Below are 18,441 nucleotides of genomic sequence, written 5' to 3'. Positions count from 1 at the left end.
CCAGGCAGGGGGCGGGGGCCCAGGGGCGTTTGGGGTCGTTAAAGCCGAAGCCCCAGATGCCGACCACGGGTTTGCCGTTTTGCAGGGCGTAGGCCGGCGATGCGGTCAGCGCCTTCATTTTGGTGGTCCAGTCGGTTTTGATCTCCGACTGCATGGTGGTCCAGTCGGTGACGTCGTACATGATGTAGAACTTGCGGCCGTTGGCTTCGGCGGCGGTGCGGACCTTGGTGGCCATGGCATCGCGGGTGGGGCCTTCGCCGCCCATCGGGTTGAAGCGTTGCAGGGCGGCGGTGTCGATGTTGTTTTCGCGCATCCAGCGGAAGTGGGTGTCGACGGTTTGCTGGTCGTAGGAGGAGAACAGGGTGGCGGGCTGGCCGTTGTTGAGGTTGGCGTAGGCGGTGGGGTAGGTGTGGGTGTATTCGCGCATGTCGGGCCAGGCCACGATGGTGGTGTTGGCGGGGGAGGGGGGTTGGTTCATGTTGGCGCTCCAGTGCCACCAGCCGTTGATCGGGGCGCCATCGCCGGGTGCGGCGAACCAGCCTTGGTAGCCGACGGTGATTTTTCCGACCACGTCGCCGGGGGGGCTGGCCGCGGCGGCGGTGGCGCCGCTGGTGAGTGCGGTTATCAGTTGGGTTCCTGATACCGCGGCGAGGGCGGAGCCTGACATTACCGTGGTCATGAATCTCCGACGTGAGACGGCCACCTGAACTCCTTTGGTGAGGGTGGTTGTTGGGGTGCACCGCTGGTGGTGCGGTTGGCTGGTGGTGTGGGCCGGGTCTTGGGGGTGTTGGGGCCGGTAGGGCCGGTGCGTCCGGTCGCCGCTGACCACGATCGGAGCCAGACCTGACTGGACGACGACGATCGACCGTCGCGTCACCAGGAAGAACTCCACGACCTTTCCATCCGGATCTTGCTCCATGCCAACCAGAACGCCACCGGAAGACACGAAGCGGCATATGTCAACACCGACATAACATCGGACCGCTTGCGGTCATCCTGGCAGGATCCGATACATAAACGCAACACGTGCAAGACATTTCGGAAATATTAAGATAAGCGCGAGCAAGAAAAGGCAGTTCACAGCTCAGAAATGGATCGGTCCATGGTGATGCGGGTCATTTGCCCTTCGAGCGGTGATCTGAATTCATCGGATCTCTTCCCGCTGACAGGCGATGTCGAGGGGGTCAATGGCCAGGCGTCAGCAGGTCCTGGAGTGCTCGACGACCAGGAGTCGGCGGGTCCCGGAGGGGCTCGAACACCTCCGTACTCGCGGCCACGCCGGCGCGTATCTGCCCGGCAGCGGTCGATCATCACGTCGTCGCGCGCGGCCCGCGGGTACCCGCCTGACGGTGGTCGGTCACCCCGTCGTCGCGTCAGCCCGCTGAGCGCCGTACGCGGATGTAGGTGCGGTCGTCGAAGCTGATCGCGCCCGGGGCCAGTCCTTTGGTGGAGGGATGCTCGCCGATGCGCATCGGATCCGCGCGAAGGGACGTCGCGAGCTCGTCTTCGGCCTGCCCGAGGCGCTCGGCCTCCGACAGGTACCCGTCGGAGGCCAAGGTCACCTCGAGCACCTCCTCGTCGAGGGGGAAGACCTCGACGAACCGGTCCGGGACGTGGCGCCCGTTCAGCACCCCGAACCCCAGCGGTCCGGCCTCCTCCCGGTTGGCCAGAAGGCTCTGGCGCTTCAGAACGGGTAGCACGAGCGCGCGCCCCATGTCCTTCCGGGCCAGGTCGGCCGCGGAATGTCCCTTGGCCAGCAGGCGGTGCAGGTAGGCGGCCCGAGCCCCGGCCAGCACCCGGTCGATCGCCTTGTCGCCCCGATGGTGCTCCCAGCCGCCGGCGCGGCCGAGGGCTACGTGCACGTCCCCGACCCGCCAGACCAGTCGCTGACGGGGCAGCAGGACCGCGGCGACCGCGGACGGGGCGAGCGGGTCGTCCTCGGCGATGCCCCAGTCGCGGCGCAGCCGCGCCAGCCCGGCGGTGACGGCGGAGACCGCCGCCACGGGGCCGGTGTCCGCCGCCAGATCTCGCAGGCTCGCCGCCACGCACTCGGCCGCCAGAGCGCCTCCGCTCAGCCCCTCATAGGTGCGCCCGGACGTGTCGGTGGCTCCGTCGACGATGCCCACGCAGCGGATGCCCCGGTCGTCCCTGACCACCACCAGCCGGTCCTCGCCGCGGCCGGCGCGCTTGGGCACCTGAGCCTGTTCCGCGACCACCCATCCGCTCACCGGCCCTCCCGATCTCGGCTGGGCTTGTCGGGGGGAGTGCCCGGCCGGTTGCCCAACACTATCCACGGCCGCGGCGGCACCGGTCGGATCGCTCCGCGGCAGTGTGCGCTGAAACACGGTCATTCGGCTGTCCGGCAATGGCGATTTTCCCGGCGTCTCATCATGAGGTCCAAGCATTGGACAGGCGGCCGGCCGACGCCCTTCTGGAAATTCCGTACGACCGGCACCGTCGACCGTACGCAGATGTTGATCAACGATGAACAAGCACTTCACCAGGCGAAATTTGACAAATAGGAATTACCATTGGCGGTCTCATAAAGGTAAGCCATTTTCTCAAGAGAGGTGTCGGGAATTTAGCCGTTGCTACTCGCCCCACCACTTGCTTGACAGAGTCAAGCACTCCTGGTCGGGAGCGCCGGGCCGAACCGGGGGCCCGTTGACATGACGTTCTTCCTTATCCGTAGGCTGAAAGTCAGGAACGCTGCCCGATCGAGCGAGTTTCGTCTGCGGGAGGTGGGGCCGATGCAGCTTCACGACGTATGCCTTGCGGGGGCGGTGGCCGCGGTCATGCTCACTGCGGTTGTCGTCGAGGAACCGGCGGCGATGAGCGCGACAGCTGTGAAGGCGGTGATGGAGATACAGCCTCGGCCGGAGTGCACAGCGCCGCCGTTGTCGGGCCACATAGTGGATGTCACGCTGGCCGACATGGGATCAGGCACGACAGGGCCGAGTCCCGGCTCGTACGGCACTCCTGGTCCGTATGGGACGATGACCGGCGGCCTGAGCTCGCATGACATGAGGATGACTCTGTCCGTCACCCCGGCCACGGTTCCGGCGGGGACTGTGTCGCTGCGGGTGTCCAACAAGGGGAGACTCGCCCACGAGGTCGTCGTGCTGCCACTTCCGTCAGGACAAACCGTGGGACAGCGGGTAGCGGATTCCGATGAGCAGCGCATCGATGAGGCGGGCAGTCTCGGCGAGGCGTCACACAACTGCGCTGCGGGCGCCGGGGAGGGCATTGACCCATCCTCCATGGGCTGGACCACACTTATGCTGCGCCCCGGCCGTTACGAGCTGGTGTGTAACTTTCCCGGTCACTATGACAGCGGTATGTACGCTGAACTCAACGTCACCAAGTGAAAGCGAACGCTGACCCCTGGTGAGGTGTGGTCCGGATGGGAGTGCCGTTAAGAAACGGGTCACCAGCCGCCAACCGTAATGTCTCTGCAGGTCAGGAGACCCGACCACCTGGAACGGGCAGCCTGGAGATCGACGGATGCGCCTGCCGGGATTCGGGCGTGGTCGGTCTCCTCTTCGAGCCACGCGTCGAAGTACTCCAGACCAATCTTGCTGAGCTGGATGTCGTGGATCGGGAACGCCCGGGCAGGCCGGACGCCTCGGACGAAAGTGATGGCCTCACCGATCTTCACCCAAGGCCCGGACGCCGGAACCAGCAGGGTGTCGATCTCTTCGGAGGGCGTCACCGCTCAAAGCGTTCGGCCAAAGTGCCCTGATGAAAGTACATGCGCCAGCCGGTTTCCGTCAGGCGCCACAGAGAGCTCCGCCATGCCCGGCGCCCCTGATTGTCGGCAAAGTACGTCAGGTGAACGATCCCCGGGGCCAGCACGACCCCCGACATCTTGCTGATCTTGACTGGCGACTCGGGAGACACTGTTGCCGCACTCATCACCGTGAGGATCGACTCCGCGTCCCACCAGCGTCCAGAGGCTCCGATTTCGGTGAACTCCGGATCCATGAGCTCCCGGAAGAGGACCGGAGAAGCACGCACCTCAGGATCGAGAAGCCGCAACTCACCATCGATGGCCGCTTGCACTGCCCGCTCATTCTCGTCCGTCATGCACGGATCCTACGAACGCACGTCGCCCAGGCACAGCGAATATTCAGCCAGAAGCGATCACCAACGGTCTGGGGATCGAGCTTCGCAGGGAGGGGCCCGCTTCACGTCCCTGCGGCCAGGCGCGACAGCCATGGCCGACCTCCTTGCCTTACCGCCTGATCGCTTCGCGCGGAGAGGCTCGTCGACGCCGGCCGCGCCGGAGAGCCCCTCATTCCGCGCGGCTGAACCTAGCATTCGCTTGGCCGACGTAGTACCGATACCCCGGGGGTCACTTCAAGGGATCGGGGGTCGCCGTGCGACGAGGATGGGTGCTCACGCCGGCGTCCCTGACCATCACGCTGGTCGTCGTCGACCTCACCGCCGTCACCGTCGCGCTGCCCGTCATCCAGGCCGACCTGGGCGCGGGGCCGGCCGAGGTGCAGTGGGTGGTGGACGCCTACGCGATCACGCTGGCCGCGATGCTGCTGCCGCTCGGAGTCCTCGCCGACCGGTACGGCAGGCGCCGGATGCTCGCGATCGGTGTGACCCTCTTCACCCTCGCCTCGCTGGCGTGCGCGCTCGCGCCGAACGCGATCCTGCTCGACCAGGTCGCGCTGACCGCTCCGGCGGACCGGCTCGGCATGGCCACCGGCATCGTCAACGCCCTCAAACAGGTCGGCACCGCGATCGGCGTGGCTGTCCTGGCCCTGCCGTACGGCGCCGGTGTGCGCACCATGCTGCTGGTCGCGGCCGCGCTGGCCGCCGCCGGAGCCCTTCTTCCCCTCGGCCTCCTGCACGGCAGGCGCCCCGCCGTCGCGGGGCGGCCCACCGTCTGAGCGGCCGGAAAAGGCAGCGCGTCTCAGCGAACAGCCGAGATCGCGGGCTCGAGCTCCCGGCGGATGACGGGCCGCGGGTTCGCCGCGCTCATGCGCCGCGGGCCCGCATCACCGCGGTCAGCTCCCCGAACTCCGCGATGCGCAGCCCTCGCGCGCCGAGCGCGTAGAACCCGGCTCCGGCGGTGGCCGCCAGGATGATCGTGACCACCGAACCGGTCCAGGCCGTCCCGACGGCCGGTTGCAGGGCCCGAACGGTTGTGACGGCGGCGAGCCCGGCGACGGCCGCGGCGACCAGCATCCGGGTGTGCGCGTCGAGAAGGCGGTGTCCGTCGAGAAGGCCGATCCGGCGGCGCAGTACCGCCGCGGTGACGACAAGACCCGTGGCGTAGGCGATGGCCGTACACACCGCGATCGCGATGACCAGGTCCGGGCCGGGCGTCAACCGCGCGGCCGTCAGGCAGGTGAGGATGGTGACGGCGGAGACCCCGGCACTGATCAGCGCCGGAGTGCGGGTGTCGCCCAGGGCGTAGAAGACCCGCAGCATGATCTGGTATCCGGCGAAGGGCACCAGCGCGAGCCCGTAGGCGGCCAGAACCGATCCGGTCAGATGGGCTGCCGCGGGGGAGGCGTTGCCATGGGCGAACAGCACCGTGGCCAGCTGCGGGCCGAGGACCACCAGTCCGGCGGCGACGGGCAGCAGGATGACGCTCGACAACCTCAGGCTCCGGGACAGGTCCGCGGTGACCTGGGGGAGATCGTGGTTGGCCACCGACCGGCTCATCATGGGCAGCACGCCGGTGATGATCGTCACCGCGATCACGGCATAGGGCAGCTGGAACAACGTGTAGGCGTTGGAGTAGACGCTGACCACACCGGGACCCGCCTGCGAGGCGAGATCGGTGATCACCACGAACACCGCCTGGGCGGCGATCACCGACAGCACCGTCCACCCGGCCATCACGCCGATCCGGCGGATGCCGATCCCACGCGGGTCGGCACGCAGCCGGACCCGGAACCCGGCCCGCCGACCGGCCAGGATGAGGATGAGCGTCTGCGCGGCCACCCCGGCACTGGTGCCGATCGACAGCAGCAGCATCTGCGCCTGCGTCAGCGATTCCAGCCGGCCCGTTCCCCCGATCACCAGGAAGACCAGCGCGACGGCGATGACGACGAGATTGTTGGCCACCGGCGCCCACATGGGGGAGACGAACCGGTCGCGGGCGTTCAGGACCGCCGCCAGGGTCGCGCTCACCCCGTAGAACAGGACCTGCGGCAGGAAGAACCGGAGGAAGACGACCGCGGTATGGCGCTGTTCGGGACCGAACCCCGAAGCGTAGAGATCCACGAGAAACGGAGCAGCGATGATCGTCACCATCACCACGGCCGCGAGAGCGTAGACGATCAGGGACAGCAACCGCTGGGCGAACATCTCGCCGTCGGTGTTCCCGGAGGCTGCCGTACGGACCAGCAACGGAACGATCACACTTGCCAGCGCCCCGCCCATCACCAGCTCATAGATCGAGTTCGGGGTGACGTTCGCCACCGTGTAGGCGTCCATCAGCCGCGTTCCCAGGCCCAGCGCGGCCACCAGCACCAGCACACGGCCGAAGCCCGTCACCCGGGACACCAGGGTCGCCATCACCATGGCCCGGCCTGTTCGCATGAACCGCGGCTGCTCCGTCATACCGTGCGCCCCCCTGTTTTCCGGATCATCCGGACGTGATGGATCAGTATGGCCATGCGCCTCGTCGCGGTCGAGGACGCGGATCTCCGGACCTGATCCGTTCGGTCCCGCTCTTCCGGCGTGGCAGGTTCGGGGGTGTGCGGGCCGGCCGGGTCAGGTGGGTTCGGCCAGGGGAAGGCGCACCACAAAACGCGCGCCGCCCTCCGGGCTTTCCTCGACCCGGATGTTCCCCTCGTGCGCCTCGACGATGTCGCGGGCGATGGCCAGGCCGAGTCCCGTGCCCCCCTGGTCACGGCTGCGGGAGGTGTCCAGTCGGGTGAACCGCTGGAAGATGCGTTCGCGGTCGGTTTCGGGGATTCCCTCCCCGTCGTCGGTGACGGCCAGTTCCGCGTAGTCGCCGTTGCGGTGTACCTCGATACGGATCATGTATCGGGCATGCCGCTGGGCGTTGTCCAGGAGGTTGTTGAGGACACGGCCGATCTGCGTGGGGATGGCGTTGACGCTGACTCCCGGGGTGAGCCGTGATTGGATCGCAAGCCGGTCCGCCCGCCGGGAGATCTCCACCCGCACCAGTTGCGTCAGATCAAGGTTCTCCAGCGCCATGGGCGCCATCGCTCCCACCCGTGCCAGGAGAAGGAGATCCGTGGTGATCCTCTGCAGCCGGTCGACGTCGTTCAGCGCGCGGTCGAGCACCTCGTGAAGATCGGTCTCGTCGGGGTGGAGCTGAGCTTCCTCCAGCTGCACGCGCAACCCCGCGATGGGGGTTCGCAGCTCATGTGAGGCGTCGGCGGCGAACCGGCGCTGCCGCTCAAGCGCCTGCTCGGTCTGCTGCTTGGCGTTCTCGATCCGTCCCAGCGTGCGGTTGACGGTCCGGGAGAGCCGGACGATCTCATCCTCACCGGACGGCTCGGGCACTCGGCTGCTCAGGTCGTTGACGTTGATCGCGGCCAGCTCGGCCCGGATGGCCTCGACGGGCCGTAATATCCGGCCGGTGATCTTCCAGGCCGCCCAGATGGCAAGCAGGATCAGCACGGCGGCCTGGGTCGCGAAGAGGAGGTCGGACCCATCCGTCGAGATCACTGTCGGAGCGGGCCGGCCGGCGTAGACCACCGGCGAATCCCCCGCGGCATGGACCCGTATCGCGGAAAGGCGTACGCACCCGATGAGCGGTTGTGCGCAGGTCTGCACGTCCTGGGTGGGATCTCGCGGTGTCGGCCATGCCCCGGTCATCGCCGGCAGCCCCCGGGCGGCGACGGAGGCCGCGATGACATGATGCCCGGGCGCCACGACCTGGACCAGATCGATCCCGGGGACGCTGGGCACGATGGGGTCGGTCAGCTTTCCCACGCGAATGGCCGCCGCGGTGAGGGTGGCCTGCTTCTGGCTGTCCAGCCATACGGCGTCGCTCAGTGTCTTGCGTACTTCCAGGCTTCCGATCACCGCCGCGGGTATGAGAAGAAGCGCTGCCAGAAAGGCGACCAGAACGGTGATTCGCCCGCGGATCGATCGCGGGCGCAGCCGGACGCGGGGCAGTCGGATGCGTGGCGGGGGCATTTTAACCACGCGTCCTCCTCGCAGCATGATTGTTCCCCTGTCGCGATCGCGACCTGCCGCCTGAGCGGAGCCAGGATTCGACACGGGCGTTGCCGTTCACCTCGCACCCGGTGATCGGTGGCAGATGAGCCTCGGCTCCGCTTGACCTCCTGAGCAGATTCTAAGGAAGGACCGTCATCCCGCAGTTCGGCCGAGGGAGTTGGTTGCCGAGGGCATGTCGTACATGCTGACGGGGGCAAGCTCTTGATCGGCAAGCTGCTGATCATGGTCCGACAGGCTGTTGGCTGGTGATCGCGTTGAAACCGGCGGCGTGTATGCGGTCCGCCGGAGGTAAGAAGTGTAACTCGCCGGAGTCGGAGGGCGCGGTGTCGCGTCGCGTATGGCCCCCCGGAGGCGTCGATACTCGTCGTCGTCGATCTCACCGCGCGCGAACCTGTTGAAGAGCAGCCGTTCCTCGGAGGTCCACGGAGCCGAGGTACGGTAACGCGCGCCACGGAACAGGACCAGGCCGCCGCCGATGCACAGGGTCCAGAAAAGTATCTCACCGACGACAAAAAGCGTCCGGCTCCATTCGTTTATGCCATTGCCGTGCACGTAAATCGTCCTCGACATCCCTTGTACGCCCGACGGCCGGCACACGAGCCGGGGCGGTGTGAGCCGGGGTCACCGGATCGGGTACGTGCCCCTTCGCTATAGAACCACCGTTCTCCACCTATACCGCCACATTAGAGAACGTTGGTTCTATCGTCAAGGACGCAGACGACATGAATCACGCAACCGCGCAGGTCAAGGCCACTGTCGCCCTGCCCCCCGACGCCACGGGACGGGCGGTCGCGCCGACGATTCGGCCGCCGATTCGGGACGGGTGGCCCCGACGACTCCGGCCCCGCCCGATTCGGGACGGAGCCGGCCCCGCTCGGTTCGGGACGGGACGGAGCCGGAACGCAAGGCCGTTGAAGACCTTGCGTTCCGGCTCCGGAGAACCAGGCTCAATCGTCAGGAGTGATCAGGCACGCAACTGCACGATCAGCGCCTGCGCATCCCGGACGAGCGTGTCACGCGCCGCCCTGTCGCTCACGTTGCGCGACTCGCGGGCAAGCTTCACGAACTGCTCCAATTCCTTGATCGCGTCCTTCTTCTTGCCCCTGTCCGCCTGCTTCACGGCCTTGTCCAGCTGACTGCGCAGGGCGGTCGCACCCCGGCTCGTCACCGAACCCGCCTTCTTGAAGTAGTCGATGAGCGCGCGCACATCGGCGAAGGAGGTCGTGATCTCGAACTCGACGGTCTGCTCCGTGACGTGACCCGCCTTGTCCTTTCCGGTGACGGTCAGCTTGTGCTTGCCCAGCCCCAGCCGCCACAGGGTGATCGGCTTGCCGGAGGTGATCGGAGCGCCTCCGATCGTCGCGGTGACGCTCGCCACGCCCGACGTCACGTCCGCCGCGGAGAAGACGGGCTTGATCGACGCGGAGTCTCCGTACTTCTTGCTCTCCACGCCGTTCACCGACAGGGTCGGCGGGGTCTTGTCGATCCGCGCCGTGACGGTGCCGATCGGCGAGACGTTGCCGCCGCCGTCGGTCGCCCGGTAGCGCACCTCGTTGGCGCTCTCGGCGCTCAGCGTCACCGGGTTGGCGGCGTTCAGCCAGGTCGTGCCGCCGTCGAGGGAGTACTGCCGGCTCGCCACCGTGGCGTTGTCGGTCGCGGTCACCGTCAACGTGACGTTTCCGGTGTACCAGCCGTTCTCCCCGTTCGGCGCCGCCGGGTTGAGCGTCGCCGAGACGGTCGGCGGCGTCCTGTCCGCGACCCCGTCGCCCACGAAGGTGAAGGCGTCGACGTCCACGCCACCGGTGGAGGTGACGTAGAGCCTGCCGCTGCCCTCGGGGGCATCGGCGAGCGCGGTGTTCACCGTCTGCCAGCCTGTCCCCGCGGGCACGGTGACGGTGGCGAACGGATCCGCCGTCGCCGAGTTCCACCGCAGGGACAGGGTGCCCGCTCCGGAGGCCTGGGTCTTCACGGAGGTGATGCCGGCGAAGTTCACCGGGTCGTAGGCGATCCAGTCTCCGGCGTCGAACGATGTGATCTTCGATCGGGCGGACGCGCTCTCGTCCGCGGTCTCCGTGACGCCCTCGCTCGCGTCCGCGTGCTCGGCCTGCGTCAGCTTCGGGTTCAGGATGAGCGTGGCCTCACCGAGCGCTCCCGGAATGCCGCCGGCTCCGTTGTCGCGGTAGTTCACGACGACGACGCCGAAGATGTTCTCGGTCTCGCCGTGCTCGGGAGCGTTGACGGGTGTCGGCCATCCGCCGGAGCATCCCGTGCCGGTCGTCTCCGGGTGCGCGTGCACGTCGTGGCCGAGGCCGAAGGTCCACTGCACCCGGCCGCACACCGGGGTGTCGCCGTCCTCCTCGTCGGTGACCCCGATCCGGAACGGCACCGTGTTGCCCCAGTCGAAGAAGGAGCCGTTCCCGGGCGTCTGGATGGTCACCTCGGGTGCGGTGTTGCCGACGGTGATCTCGATCGAGGTGAGGCCCGCCTTGCCCTCGGCGTCGGTCACGCGGAGCCGGGCGACGTACTGCCCGGATTCCGTGTAGGTGTGCGACGCCGTCACACCGGTGGCGTCGAAGGTGCCGTCCCCGTCGAAGTCCCAGTCGTACTCCAGCGGGCCCGGCTCGGTGTCCTGGGACGACGCCGCGCTGAACGCGACGGTGAGGGGTGCGGCGCTGCTTGAGGATCGGTCGACGACGATCTTCGCCTGGGGGGTCTTGTTCCCCGGCGCGTAGTCGATGCGATAGAGCCCGGCGTCGGGGTTGGCGCGGAAGAAACCGTCGCCGTAGTCGAGCACGTACAGCGACCCGTCGGGGCCGAACTCGAGGTCCATCGGGCTGTCGGTGATCGGCATCGCCATCGTCTTCAGCGCGCTGTTCGGCAGGAACTGCTCGATCGCGGTCACCGGCCCGTCCGGCTGCGTCACGGTGAACGCCGCGAGATAGTCCTGGGAGAACTCGGAGAAGAAGAACTTCTTGTCCCAGTACTGCGGGAACTTCGTCGTCGACGGGTTCGCCGCGTCGTAGTGGTAGACGGGACCGCCCATCGGACCCTGACCGCTCTGCGGATCGAAATCGGTGAGCCCGGCCCACTCGGCGGGCTGATGGGTGTTGTTGTCGCCGTAGTACAGGTCCGCCGGCACCGCGGGCGGCACCTTGGCCAGACCGGTGTTCCACCGTGAGGTGTTCGCGGCCCCGCCCGCGCAGTCGAACCACTCACGCGCCGCCGAGGCCGCGAAGTCCCAGTTGTTGTAGTTGAAGTTGTTGCCGGTGCAGTACGGCCAGCCGCCGTTCATCGGTTTGCCGATGGGGGTGACGTTCCACTCGACGTAGCCGAGCGGCCCCCGGGCGGCATCCGGCGTGCCGGCGTCCGGTCCGTAGTCGCCCCACGACACCGTGCCGGTCCCGGGGTCGACGTCCATGCGGAACGGGTTCCGCACACCCATCACGAAGATCTCCGGACGGGTCGCGGCGGTCTCCGGCGCGAACAGGTTGCCGGCGGGGATCGTGTAGGAGCCGTCCTCCCGCGGCGTGATCCGCAGGATCTTGCCGCGCAGGTCGTTGGTGTTGCCCGCGCCGCGCCGCGAGTCGAACCCCGGGTTCATTCCGGGCGCGTCGTTGTTGGGCGCGTAGCCGTTGGCGCCCGGCGCGCTGGCCGGGGTGTTGTCGCCGGTGGCGAGGTAGAGGTTGCCGTCGGCGTCCCAGTCCATGTCGCCGGCGACGTGACAGCACTGCCCGCGCTGCGTCTCGACCTTGATGATGACCTGCTCGGTGGACAGGTCGAGGGCGTCGCCGGTCCACTTGAACCGGGACAGCTGGTTGTAGCCCTTCCACTGGTCCCAGTACGACGCGTCCGCGCCGGCGGGCAGCGAGTTGGGCGCCGACCCGGTCGGGGTCGTCGCCGGGTACGGCGACGTCATCGTCTTCGGCGCGTAGTAGACGTAGACCCACTTGTTCTCGGCGAACTCGGGGTCGATCGCGATCGTCTGGAGGCCGTCCTCCGAGTTCGCGTAGACGGGAACGGTGTTGACGACCTTGGTGATGCCGGTGGCGGCGTCGGTCAGCCGGATGTCGCCGTTCCGCGCGGTGTGCAGGACCCGCCGGTCGGGCAGGACCGCCATGTCGATCGGCTCACCGATGTTCTTGGTCAGCGTGATCTTCTCGTAGCTCGACCATTCGGTCGCCGGATCATGCCCTGGATGGGCGTGGGCGGGTGTGGCGAGCATCGTCAGGGGGAGTGTCAGGGCGGTGAGGATGCCGCCGAGCATCGTGCGAGTACGCTTCAATTGCTGCGCCTTCTCTTCCGGGGGAGGCAAGGAAGGCGGGCCGCTACGCGCGCCGCTGCAACGGCTTCGATCACGTGGCGGTCCGCCGAACTCTTCGTGTTCTCAGCCGCGCAGCGCGGCCATGTTGTCGTAGCTCAGGTCGGCGTACTGGAGGGACTGGCCGGGGTTGTCCGTTCCGCCGGGCGCGTTGTCCTGCTCGTACATCGGGTTGAAGGAGCCCTTGGGCCCGGCGCCCTTGAAGAACGCGGCGTAGTCGATGTCACCGGTGCCGAACGGCACCATGGCGTAGCCGTTTCCGGTCGCCGGGTTGGACTTTCCCTCCTTGGCGTGGAACAGGGGGAACCGCCTCGACTGCGCGCGCACGACCGCCAGGGGGCCGCGGCGTAGCGTGTCGGTGATCTCGATCTCTTCTTCGTGTGCGCTCATCGCCTTCTTCTCCATGTGGGTGGACGGAACCGCTGGATCCCCCGTTGCCTCGGCTGAGCCGCAGCCACCTCCTTCTCCTTGTCGCCGCGGGACCGACGGGTCCGTGCGGCGGTTGCCACCCGCCGACGCCCCACCGTGGAGGCGGACATACGACTCACCACGCCCCCTCGGGACTGTGCAGAGAACTTGGCGTGGAAGTTACGCGGCTTTTGACAAAATTGGAAGAAGTTTAGTCGCTGTTGCGCGATCTTTCTCTTTTTGATGGGAAAAGTCCCTGCTGGAGCGTCGCCGGTACCCTCATCCGCCGTCGCCCGTGCGGTCACCTTGCCCGGCGGTTCGCGGCCGGAGGCTTCGGCGTCGCCGTTTCCGGGCGCGGGACCGGGTCCTGATCGGGGCGAGACGGGCGGAGGCCGGGGAGTGGCGGGTCGCTCGATGGGCGCCCACCCCAAAGGCGCAGTTCACCGCCTTTTAGCTCCAAAAGTGGAGCCTTTTGCTTGCAATCGGCGAAAGTGCCACTTAGCATCACGAAATGTCATGTCAGCGCGTCAGGTGTTCGCCGAGGTGATCTAGCTGAGCCGTACGGTGACCGTCTTCGAACCGCCACCCTGGTCCGCCAGCCGTCCGAAGACGAGCGTGAGCCGCGCGCCGGTCGCGGCGCTCGCCAGGAGCGGGTGCCCGTGGAGCACCTCGGCCACCGGCCGATCCCAGGTCAGGGTCAGCGCACTCAGGTCACGCCGGGGATCCGACACGGTCAGCGTGGCCGTACCGTCGCCGATCTCCCGGACGAGGACCGCGCACGGGGCCGAGGCGGCCAGGCCGCCGAGGGCTCCTTCGTTCCAGAAGTTGACGGCGGTGATCCCGAGCGAGGGGACCTGGACGCCCTGCAGCCGGGCGGTGTTGGCGAGCACGCGGGCCCAGCCGGGGTCGGCGGCGCGGGCCCGGGTCCGCTCCGGGCTCGCACCCGGCAGGAGCAGGTAGACGTAGTCGGCGGAGTCGGGGTCGACCCCGTGGTCGAGCCAGAGGGTCACGTAGCTCCGGGGCACCCGATCCTGGCCGCCGGTGCGTTCTTCGCGCAGCGTGTGCAGGCGGGCGCAGGGCAGGACGTAGCCGCCGTGCCCCTCCAGGTGTGCCCAGCCCGCCTCGCCGTCCACGGTGAGGAGCGCGCCGGTCCCGTGGTCGTCCACCCTGCGGTTGTCCACGACGGTCTCGACCGGAACGCCGTCGCCGCCGGTGATCCCGGCGCCCAGGCAGACCACCGCGTCGTCGAGGAAGAACCACGACTTGAAGGCCTCCAACGTGCTCTCGAAGCCGTTCAGGTGCTGGCCGACCGTCGCGTACAGGCCGTCGGTGGCGCCGCCCACCCAGCGGCCCGGCGGACAGGTGCGGCCCCATCCCTCACCGGCGCCGTCGGCCAGCCGCCGGGTGGAGACGGTCGTGCCGGGCAGGCGGTAGGGGTCGACGGTGGGCCAGAAGGAGTCGGAATACTGGTCGCCGTGGCCCTCGCCCCACCAGTAGAGCATTCCCGAGCCGGTGTGCCAGCCACGCAGGTTCTCGCCGTTGCCGTGCTCGTAGTGGCCGATCCGGTCCGAGGCCATGCTGAGCCCCGCGCACCAGCCCGGCCTGCGGTGGACGGCGCGGGCGCTCATCGCCAGCAGCCGGTGCCCGGCGGGCTCGGCGGCGGCGGGGATGGCGTCGTCGCCGAGGATCGCGGCGAGACGGGCGTGAAACCCCGGATCATCGCTCTCGGCCGCCTTGAGCATGGGCTCGCAGGTGTCCCGCAGCGCCCATCCCTTGACCATGGCCTGCCAGCGGGCCCGCTCGGAGGCGGAGGCCGTCTCCCCCAGCAGCAGGATCGCGGAGGCGATCGCGCGTCCCCTCGCGTGGTCACCGTACGGCTGCCTGCCGATCGCGCGGCCGCTGACGAGGTCCATGCAGAAGCCGTCGTGGACGATCGGTGCGAACGACCTCTCGACCATGTCGCGGACGATCTGCCCGTTCGGGTCGGTGATCTCCCACGGCGAGCCGCGCAGCACCGCGAACAGCGTCGCGAGGCCGGACAGCAGTACCGCCCCGTACGTGCCCTGATAGGGAATCGACGTGTGCTGGACGAACGAGCCATCCCGGTAGATTCCGTCGCCCTCGTCGACGTAGGGGAAGACGGGGGAGAGCGCCGAGACGGCCAGCGCGGCCTTTCCCGGGTCGGACCGCAGGATGGCGCGCAGCAGCGTCACCACGCACAGGTCCACCCGGTTGGCCCCGGTGCTGGTGCCGCTGTAGTCGTCCAGGAGACACTCGGGGACGAAGCGGTCCACCGCGTCCCGCAGCGCGCCGCTCTGCGGTTCCGTCAGGTGCGGACCGACCAGCAAGGCCGCGTCGAGGAGCTTTCTGGGGACGCCGATCTGCCAGTGCCACCAGTTGCCGACCTGGTCGGCGTCCGCGGCGTACACCTGCCGCCGGTAGTGGTCGATGCCTCCCGCGACGGCCGCGGCCAGGTTCGCGTCACCGGTCAGGCCGGTCCCCGGCAGGGCGTACGCGCGGGCCATGGTCTGCAGTCGCGTCGGGGTGGCGATGAACGAGGGAAACGCAAGGGAGGGCCAGAGCGACGTGCCGGCCGGCGCCATGGTGTCCCGGTATCCGGCCGCCGTCGCCCCCAGCTTCGCCATCCGGGTCCTGTACGGCTCGGCCGCCGCGTCGAACCCCGACCCCGCCGTCACGTCCAGCCAGCGGCGGCGCAGCAGGGCGAAGGAGTCGTCCCGCACGCGCTCGGCACGCGGCGGGATCAGCGCTCCGGCCATGGCGACACCGCTGAGCCGGAGAAACAGCCGCCGGGAATGTCCGTCAAGGGGGAACGGCCGTGACGCCACCGGCGAACTCCGATCTCGAGGATGCCCGGTCGTGTGCCGACGTCCCGATCAGATCCACCCCTTCGGGGCGGTCGTGAGCCCGTGCCGCCCGCCGGCACCGCGACATGGCCGCCGCTGTCCCATTCGCGAGTGTTCAGCGCCATGTGGATCAGCGTACGGCGCATCCGGAAATATCCGGTTCGGCACGCCGTGTCGTACGCCCGGCGGTGTAGTTCGCAGGCCGCTCCCCGGCGGATGCGAGACCGGTGTGAAGCGGCGAGGGTGGCTCTGAGCACGTCCCTAAGGGAGATCATGAATCGAAGTGACACGGCTGCGCGTGAGACGGGCACCGTACGCGCTGACGGAAAGCCGCCTCGCATGCCGATCCGGCTCCGCAGGAGCCTCGTGGTCCTGCACGTCATCTCATCGGTCGGCTGGCTCGGCCTGACGATCGGCAACCTGGTCCTGGCGGTCACGGGCCTGACGACCGGAAGTCCGGACGATCAGCATGCGGCGTACCGCGTGATGGGCATGCTCGGCGACCTGCTCCTCATTCCCATCAGCCTGACCGCGTTCGTCACCGGTGTGCTGCTCGGGCTCGGCACGTCGTGGGGACTTCTCCGCCACCGCTGGGTGGCCGTCAAGCTCGTCCTCACCCTGATCGCGGTCGTCCTCACCCCGCTCGCACTGCTGCCGGGGATTCACGACGCCGTCACGGCCGTGTCGGACGCCGCGCCCGGCCGGCTCGCCGACACGAGTGGCTTCGGGAGTGATCTGGTCTATGCCGGATGCGTCTCGTTGTCGATGTACGTCACCAACGTGGTGCTGTCGGTCTTCAAACCGTGGGGCCGCACCGGCTCAGGGAAACGGAGGCTCGCCGGCATCGGCGCCGCTCAGGGGTAACGGACGCCGGCGAAGTTGACGCGCAGCGCATACACGGAGCCGGTGGCGGTGATGAACAGGTGGTTGCGTTTGGCACCCCCGAAGGTGAGGTTGGAGACGACCTCGGGGACGCGCAGTTTGCCGATCAGGGTGCCGTCGGGGTCGAAGCAGTGCAGGCCGTCGTGGGCGGCGGCCCACAGCCGTCCGGCGCTGTCCACGCGGACGCCGTCGAAGACTCCGGCGTCGCAGGTGCCGAACACCTCCCCGCCGGACAGGGTGCCGTCGTCGCCCACGTCGAAGCGGCGGATGTGTTTGGCGGGGGTGTCGACGATGTAGATGTGACGTTCGTCGGCGGAGAACGCCAGGCCGTTGGGGCGGTCGAAGTCGTCGGCGACGATGCGGGCCCGGCCGGTGACGGGGTCGATCCGGTAGACGTGGCAGCCGCCGGTCTCGCTGTCGCCCTGGTTGCCCTCGTAGTCGCTGCTGATGCCGTAGTCGGGGTCGGTGAACCAGACCGAGCCGTCAGAGTGCTCGACCACGTCGTTGGGGCTGTTGAACCGCCTGCCGTCGACACGGTCGGCCAGGACGGTGATGGAGCCGTCGTGCTCGGTGCGGGTGACGCGGCGGTTGCCGTGCTCGCAGCTGACCAGGCGGCCCTGACGGTCGACGGTGTGGCCGTTGGCGTATCCGGACGGCTGCCGGAAGACCCCGACCGCGCCGGTGGTCTCGTCCCAGCGCAGGACGCGTTCGTTGGGGATGTCGCTGAAGAGGAGGTAGCGGCCGGCGGGGAAGTAGGCCGGGCCCTCGGTCCAGCGGCAGCCCGTGTGGAGGCGTTCCATCCGATCGTCGCCGTTGCAGCGGCGGAAGCGGTCGTCCAGCACCTCGAACTGCGCCTTGACGGTGTCGATCATCCCGACCTTCCCGGTGACCCGAATATGGCAGTACGGACATAATGTAGAACCTTCGCCTGGCCCCACGGACCGATCGTGTGAGTGGTCCGATTGCGGGCGGCGATCCGGAAATCCCCCGAACCTTGGTCGATCCCGTTTTTATCAGGGGTGTTCGGTCTTCGCCGAAGTGCGGCATGGTCGCGTCGACGGTCACTTCCGAATCTTCTCCACCGTCCGCACCGCCGGACGGGGCTCGGCGGCGGGCGCTCGCGCACGGCCGGCGGGGGAGGGGCCGCCGCGACCCGGCCACTTAACGCGATCGGGTGGTCGCGAAGCGAGAGCCATGCTGTCATGAGGTTGTTCGGGGGCCGTTTCCATTCAGGTGAGGAGAAACATGCCCGAGTCAGGTTCTCCCGAACTCGACGCCGGCAGTACGCGCCGGACGCCACCGACCATCGAAGAGGCCGCCCGGCTCATCCTGCTCGAGATAGCCCCGGCGGATGTGCGCTTCCTCCCGTTGGCCTGCGCGGACTTCTTCGGCAACGCCGTCGCCCGCAGGCGCGCGGTCCGCGCGACGCTACGGGGCCGCGAACGCGACCAGCCCACCGGTTTCGACGCGGGCGAAGGCATGCAACTCGTCCTCGGCGTGGTCCTGACCCTGCTCAACGGCGTGGCCTGCGAGGTGCTCACCGGAATGGCCACCGAGCGGGTCGGCAGGGTCCGTTCCCGGTGGCAGGACCGGCGTCGCCAGAGGGCGCTGACCTCGGCCACCGCCCCGGAGGGCGAGCACACGCGGCTGCCCCGGCTCAGCGCGATCGAGGCGGCGGCGATCGGCCGCCAGGCCGGTGAGATCGTCCGCCAGGCCGGGTTGCCGGAGGAGGACGCTCAGCGGGTGAACACCCTGCTCGCCGCGGCCCTCACCGGCCAGGGGTCCTGA

Annotated in this window: 15 protein-coding genes; 4 read left to right on the top strand and 11 right to left on the bottom strand. The window is 68.5% G+C overall.

Annotation, left to right across the window (positions count from 1 at the left end; translation table 11 throughout):
• The coding region (locus tag CHC08_RS31900; RefSeq protein ID WP_218825588.1) for a glycoside hydrolase family 71/99 protein at nt 1-892 on the bottom strand (892 nt) is incomplete at its 3' end.
• A gap of 481 nt (nt 893-1,373) precedes the next feature.
• Nucleotides 1,374-2,228 (bottom strand): hypothetical protein, encoded by an 855-nt coding sequence (locus tag CHC08_RS31895; protein ID WP_089211083.1) that lies wholly within the window; start codon nt 2,226-2,228, stop codon nt 1,374-1,376.
• 522 nt (nt 2,229-2,750) lie between these two features.
• Between CHC08_RS31895 and CHC08_RS31890 the strand changes: the two genes are divergently transcribed.
• On the top strand, nt 2,751-3,368 hold the full coding sequence (locus tag CHC08_RS31890; protein WP_089211095.1) for a sulfocyanin-like copper-binding protein: 618 nt from the start codon (nt 2,751-2,753) through the stop codon (nt 3,366-3,368).
• 59 nt (nt 3,369-3,427) lie between these two features.
• Here CHC08_RS31890 and CHC08_RS31885 read toward each other — a convergent pair whose 3' ends face one another.
• Together CHC08_RS31885 and CHC08_RS31880 are read right to left on the bottom strand one after the other, a co-directional pair.
• Nucleotides 3,428-3,712 carry a hypothetical protein gene (locus tag CHC08_RS31885; RefSeq protein ID WP_089211082.1) on the bottom strand — a complete coding sequence of 95 codons (285 nt, stop codon included), beginning with the start codon at nt 3,710-3,712 and terminating at the stop codon, nt 3,428-3,430.
• Nucleotides 3,709-4,086 carry a nuclear transport factor 2 family protein gene (locus tag CHC08_RS31880; protein WP_089211081.1) on the bottom strand — a complete coding sequence of 126 codons (378 nt, stop codon included), beginning with the start codon at nt 4,084-4,086 and terminating at the stop codon, nt 3,709-3,711. The genes CHC08_RS31885 and CHC08_RS31880 overlap by 4 nt, the downstream gene beginning before the upstream one ends.
• 293 nt (nt 4,087-4,379) lie before the next feature.
• Here CHC08_RS31880 and CHC08_RS31875 point away from each other — a divergent pair, with 293 nt between their 5' ends.
• Entirely contained in the window at nt 4,380-4,901 is a 522-nt protein-coding gene (locus CHC08_RS31875; RefSeq protein ID WP_089211080.1) for an MFS transporter, read from the top strand.
• 88 nt (nt 4,902-4,989) lie between these two features.
• On the opposite strand, the gene murJ is transcribed toward CHC08_RS31875, so the two are convergent.
• The 6 genes from murJ to CHC08_RS31845 form a co-directional block, all read right to left on the bottom strand.
• Entirely contained in the window at nt 4,990-6,585 is a 1,596-nt protein-coding gene (murJ, locus tag CHC08_RS31870) for a murein biosynthesis integral membrane protein MurJ (RefSeq protein WP_089211079.1), read from the bottom strand.
• Nucleotides 6,586-6,738: 153 nt separating this feature from the next.
• A complete protein-coding gene (locus tag CHC08_RS31865; protein ID WP_245878685.1) occupies nt 6,739-8,139 on the bottom strand; it encodes a sensor histidine kinase in 1,401 nt (466 codons plus the stop codon).
• 174 nt (nt 8,140-8,313) lie between these two features.
• A complete protein-coding gene (locus CHC08_RS49905; RefSeq protein WP_179282324.1) occupies nt 8,314-8,733 on the bottom strand; it encodes an SHOCT domain-containing protein in 420 nt (139 codons plus the stop codon).
• 412 nt (nt 8,734-9,145) lie between these two features.
• The gene (locus CHC08_RS31855; protein ID WP_218825587.1) at nt 9,146-12,463 is read right to left on the bottom strand and encodes a PQQ-dependent sugar dehydrogenase; all 3,318 of its coding nucleotides are present in this window, start codon (nt 12,461-12,463) and stop codon (nt 9,146-9,148) included.
• 102 nt (nt 12,464-12,565) lie between these two features.
• Nucleotides 12,566-12,889: an apurinic/apyrimidinic endonuclease family protein gene (locus tag CHC08_RS31850; protein ID WP_179282323.1), complete on the bottom strand. Its 324-nt coding sequence runs from the start codon at nt 12,887-12,889 to the stop codon at nt 12,566-12,568.
• Nucleotides 12,890-13,455: 566 nt separating this feature from the next.
• Nucleotides 13,456-15,684: a polysaccharide lyase 8 family protein gene (locus CHC08_RS31845; RefSeq protein ID WP_089211093.1), complete on the bottom strand. Its 2,229-nt coding sequence runs from the start codon at nt 15,682-15,684 to the stop codon at nt 13,456-13,458.
• Nucleotides 15,685-16,044: 360 nt separating this feature from the next.
• Between CHC08_RS31845 and CHC08_RS31840 the strand changes: the two genes are divergently transcribed.
• Complete coding sequence (locus tag CHC08_RS31840) at nt 16,045-16,635, top strand: DUF2269 family protein (RefSeq protein ID WP_218825586.1); 591 nt, start codon at nt 16,045-16,047, stop codon at nt 16,633-16,635.
• Here CHC08_RS31840 and CHC08_RS31835 read toward each other — a convergent pair.
• Nucleotides 16,626-17,525: an SMP-30/gluconolactonase/LRE family protein gene (locus tag CHC08_RS31835; protein WP_179282322.1), complete on the bottom strand. Its 900-nt coding sequence runs from the start codon at nt 17,523-17,525 to the stop codon at nt 16,626-16,628. The two genes, CHC08_RS31840 and CHC08_RS31835, sit on opposite strands and share 10 nt — an antisense overlap.
• Nucleotides 17,526-17,898: 373 nt before the next feature.
• Here CHC08_RS31835 and CHC08_RS31830 point away from each other — a divergent pair, with 373 nt between their 5' ends.
• The gene (locus CHC08_RS31830) at nt 17,899-18,441 is read left to right on the top strand and encodes a hypothetical protein (protein ID WP_089211076.1); all 543 of its coding nucleotides are present in this window, start codon (nt 17,899-17,901) and stop codon (nt 18,439-18,441) included.

Source organism: Streptosporangium subroseum (assembly GCF_900188345.1).
GTDB classification, from domain to species: domain Bacteria; phylum Actinomycetota; class Actinomycetes; order Streptosporangiales; family Streptosporangiaceae; genus Streptosporangium; species Streptosporangium subroseum.
Note: the sequence above shows the minus strand (reverse complement) of the source record. Positions and strands in the feature narration are given on the sequence as shown.

Bases quoted from the DNA above. Each gene is read 5' to 3' on its own strand.
- CHC08_RS31830 (WP_089211076.1), top strand. From the start codon at position 17,899: ATGCCCGAGTCAGGTTCTCCCGAACTCGACGCCGGCAGTACGCGCCGG.
- CHC08_RS31845 (WP_089211093.1), bottom strand. From the start codon at position 15,684: ATGGCCGGAGCGCTGATCCCGCCGCGTGCCGAGCGCGTGCGGGACGAC.
- CHC08_RS31865 (WP_245878685.1), bottom strand. From the start codon at position 8,139: ATGCCCCCGCCACGCATCCGACTGCCCCGCGTCCGGCTGCGCCCGCGA.
- CHC08_RS31880 (WP_089211081.1), bottom strand. From the start codon at position 4,086: ATGACGGACGAGAATGAGCGGGCAGTGCAAGCGGCCATCGATGGTGAG.
- CHC08_RS31890 (WP_089211095.1), top strand. From the start codon at position 2,751: ATGCAGCTTCACGACGTATGCCTTGCGGGGGCGGTGGCCGCGGTCATG.
- murJ (WP_089211079.1), bottom strand. From the start codon at position 6,585: ATGACGGAGCAGCCGCGGTTCATGCGAACAGGCCGGGCCATGGTGATG.
- CHC08_RS31835 (WP_179282322.1), bottom strand. From the start codon at position 17,525: ATGATCGACACCGTCAAGGCGCAGTTCGAGGTGCTGGACGACCGCTTC.
- CHC08_RS31850 (WP_179282323.1), bottom strand. From the start codon at position 12,889: ATGAGCGCACACGAAGAAGAGATCGAGATCACCGACACGCTACGCCGC.
- CHC08_RS31840 (WP_218825586.1), top strand. From the start codon at position 16,045: ATGAATCGAAGTGACACGGCTGCGCGTGAGACGGGCACCGTACGCGCT.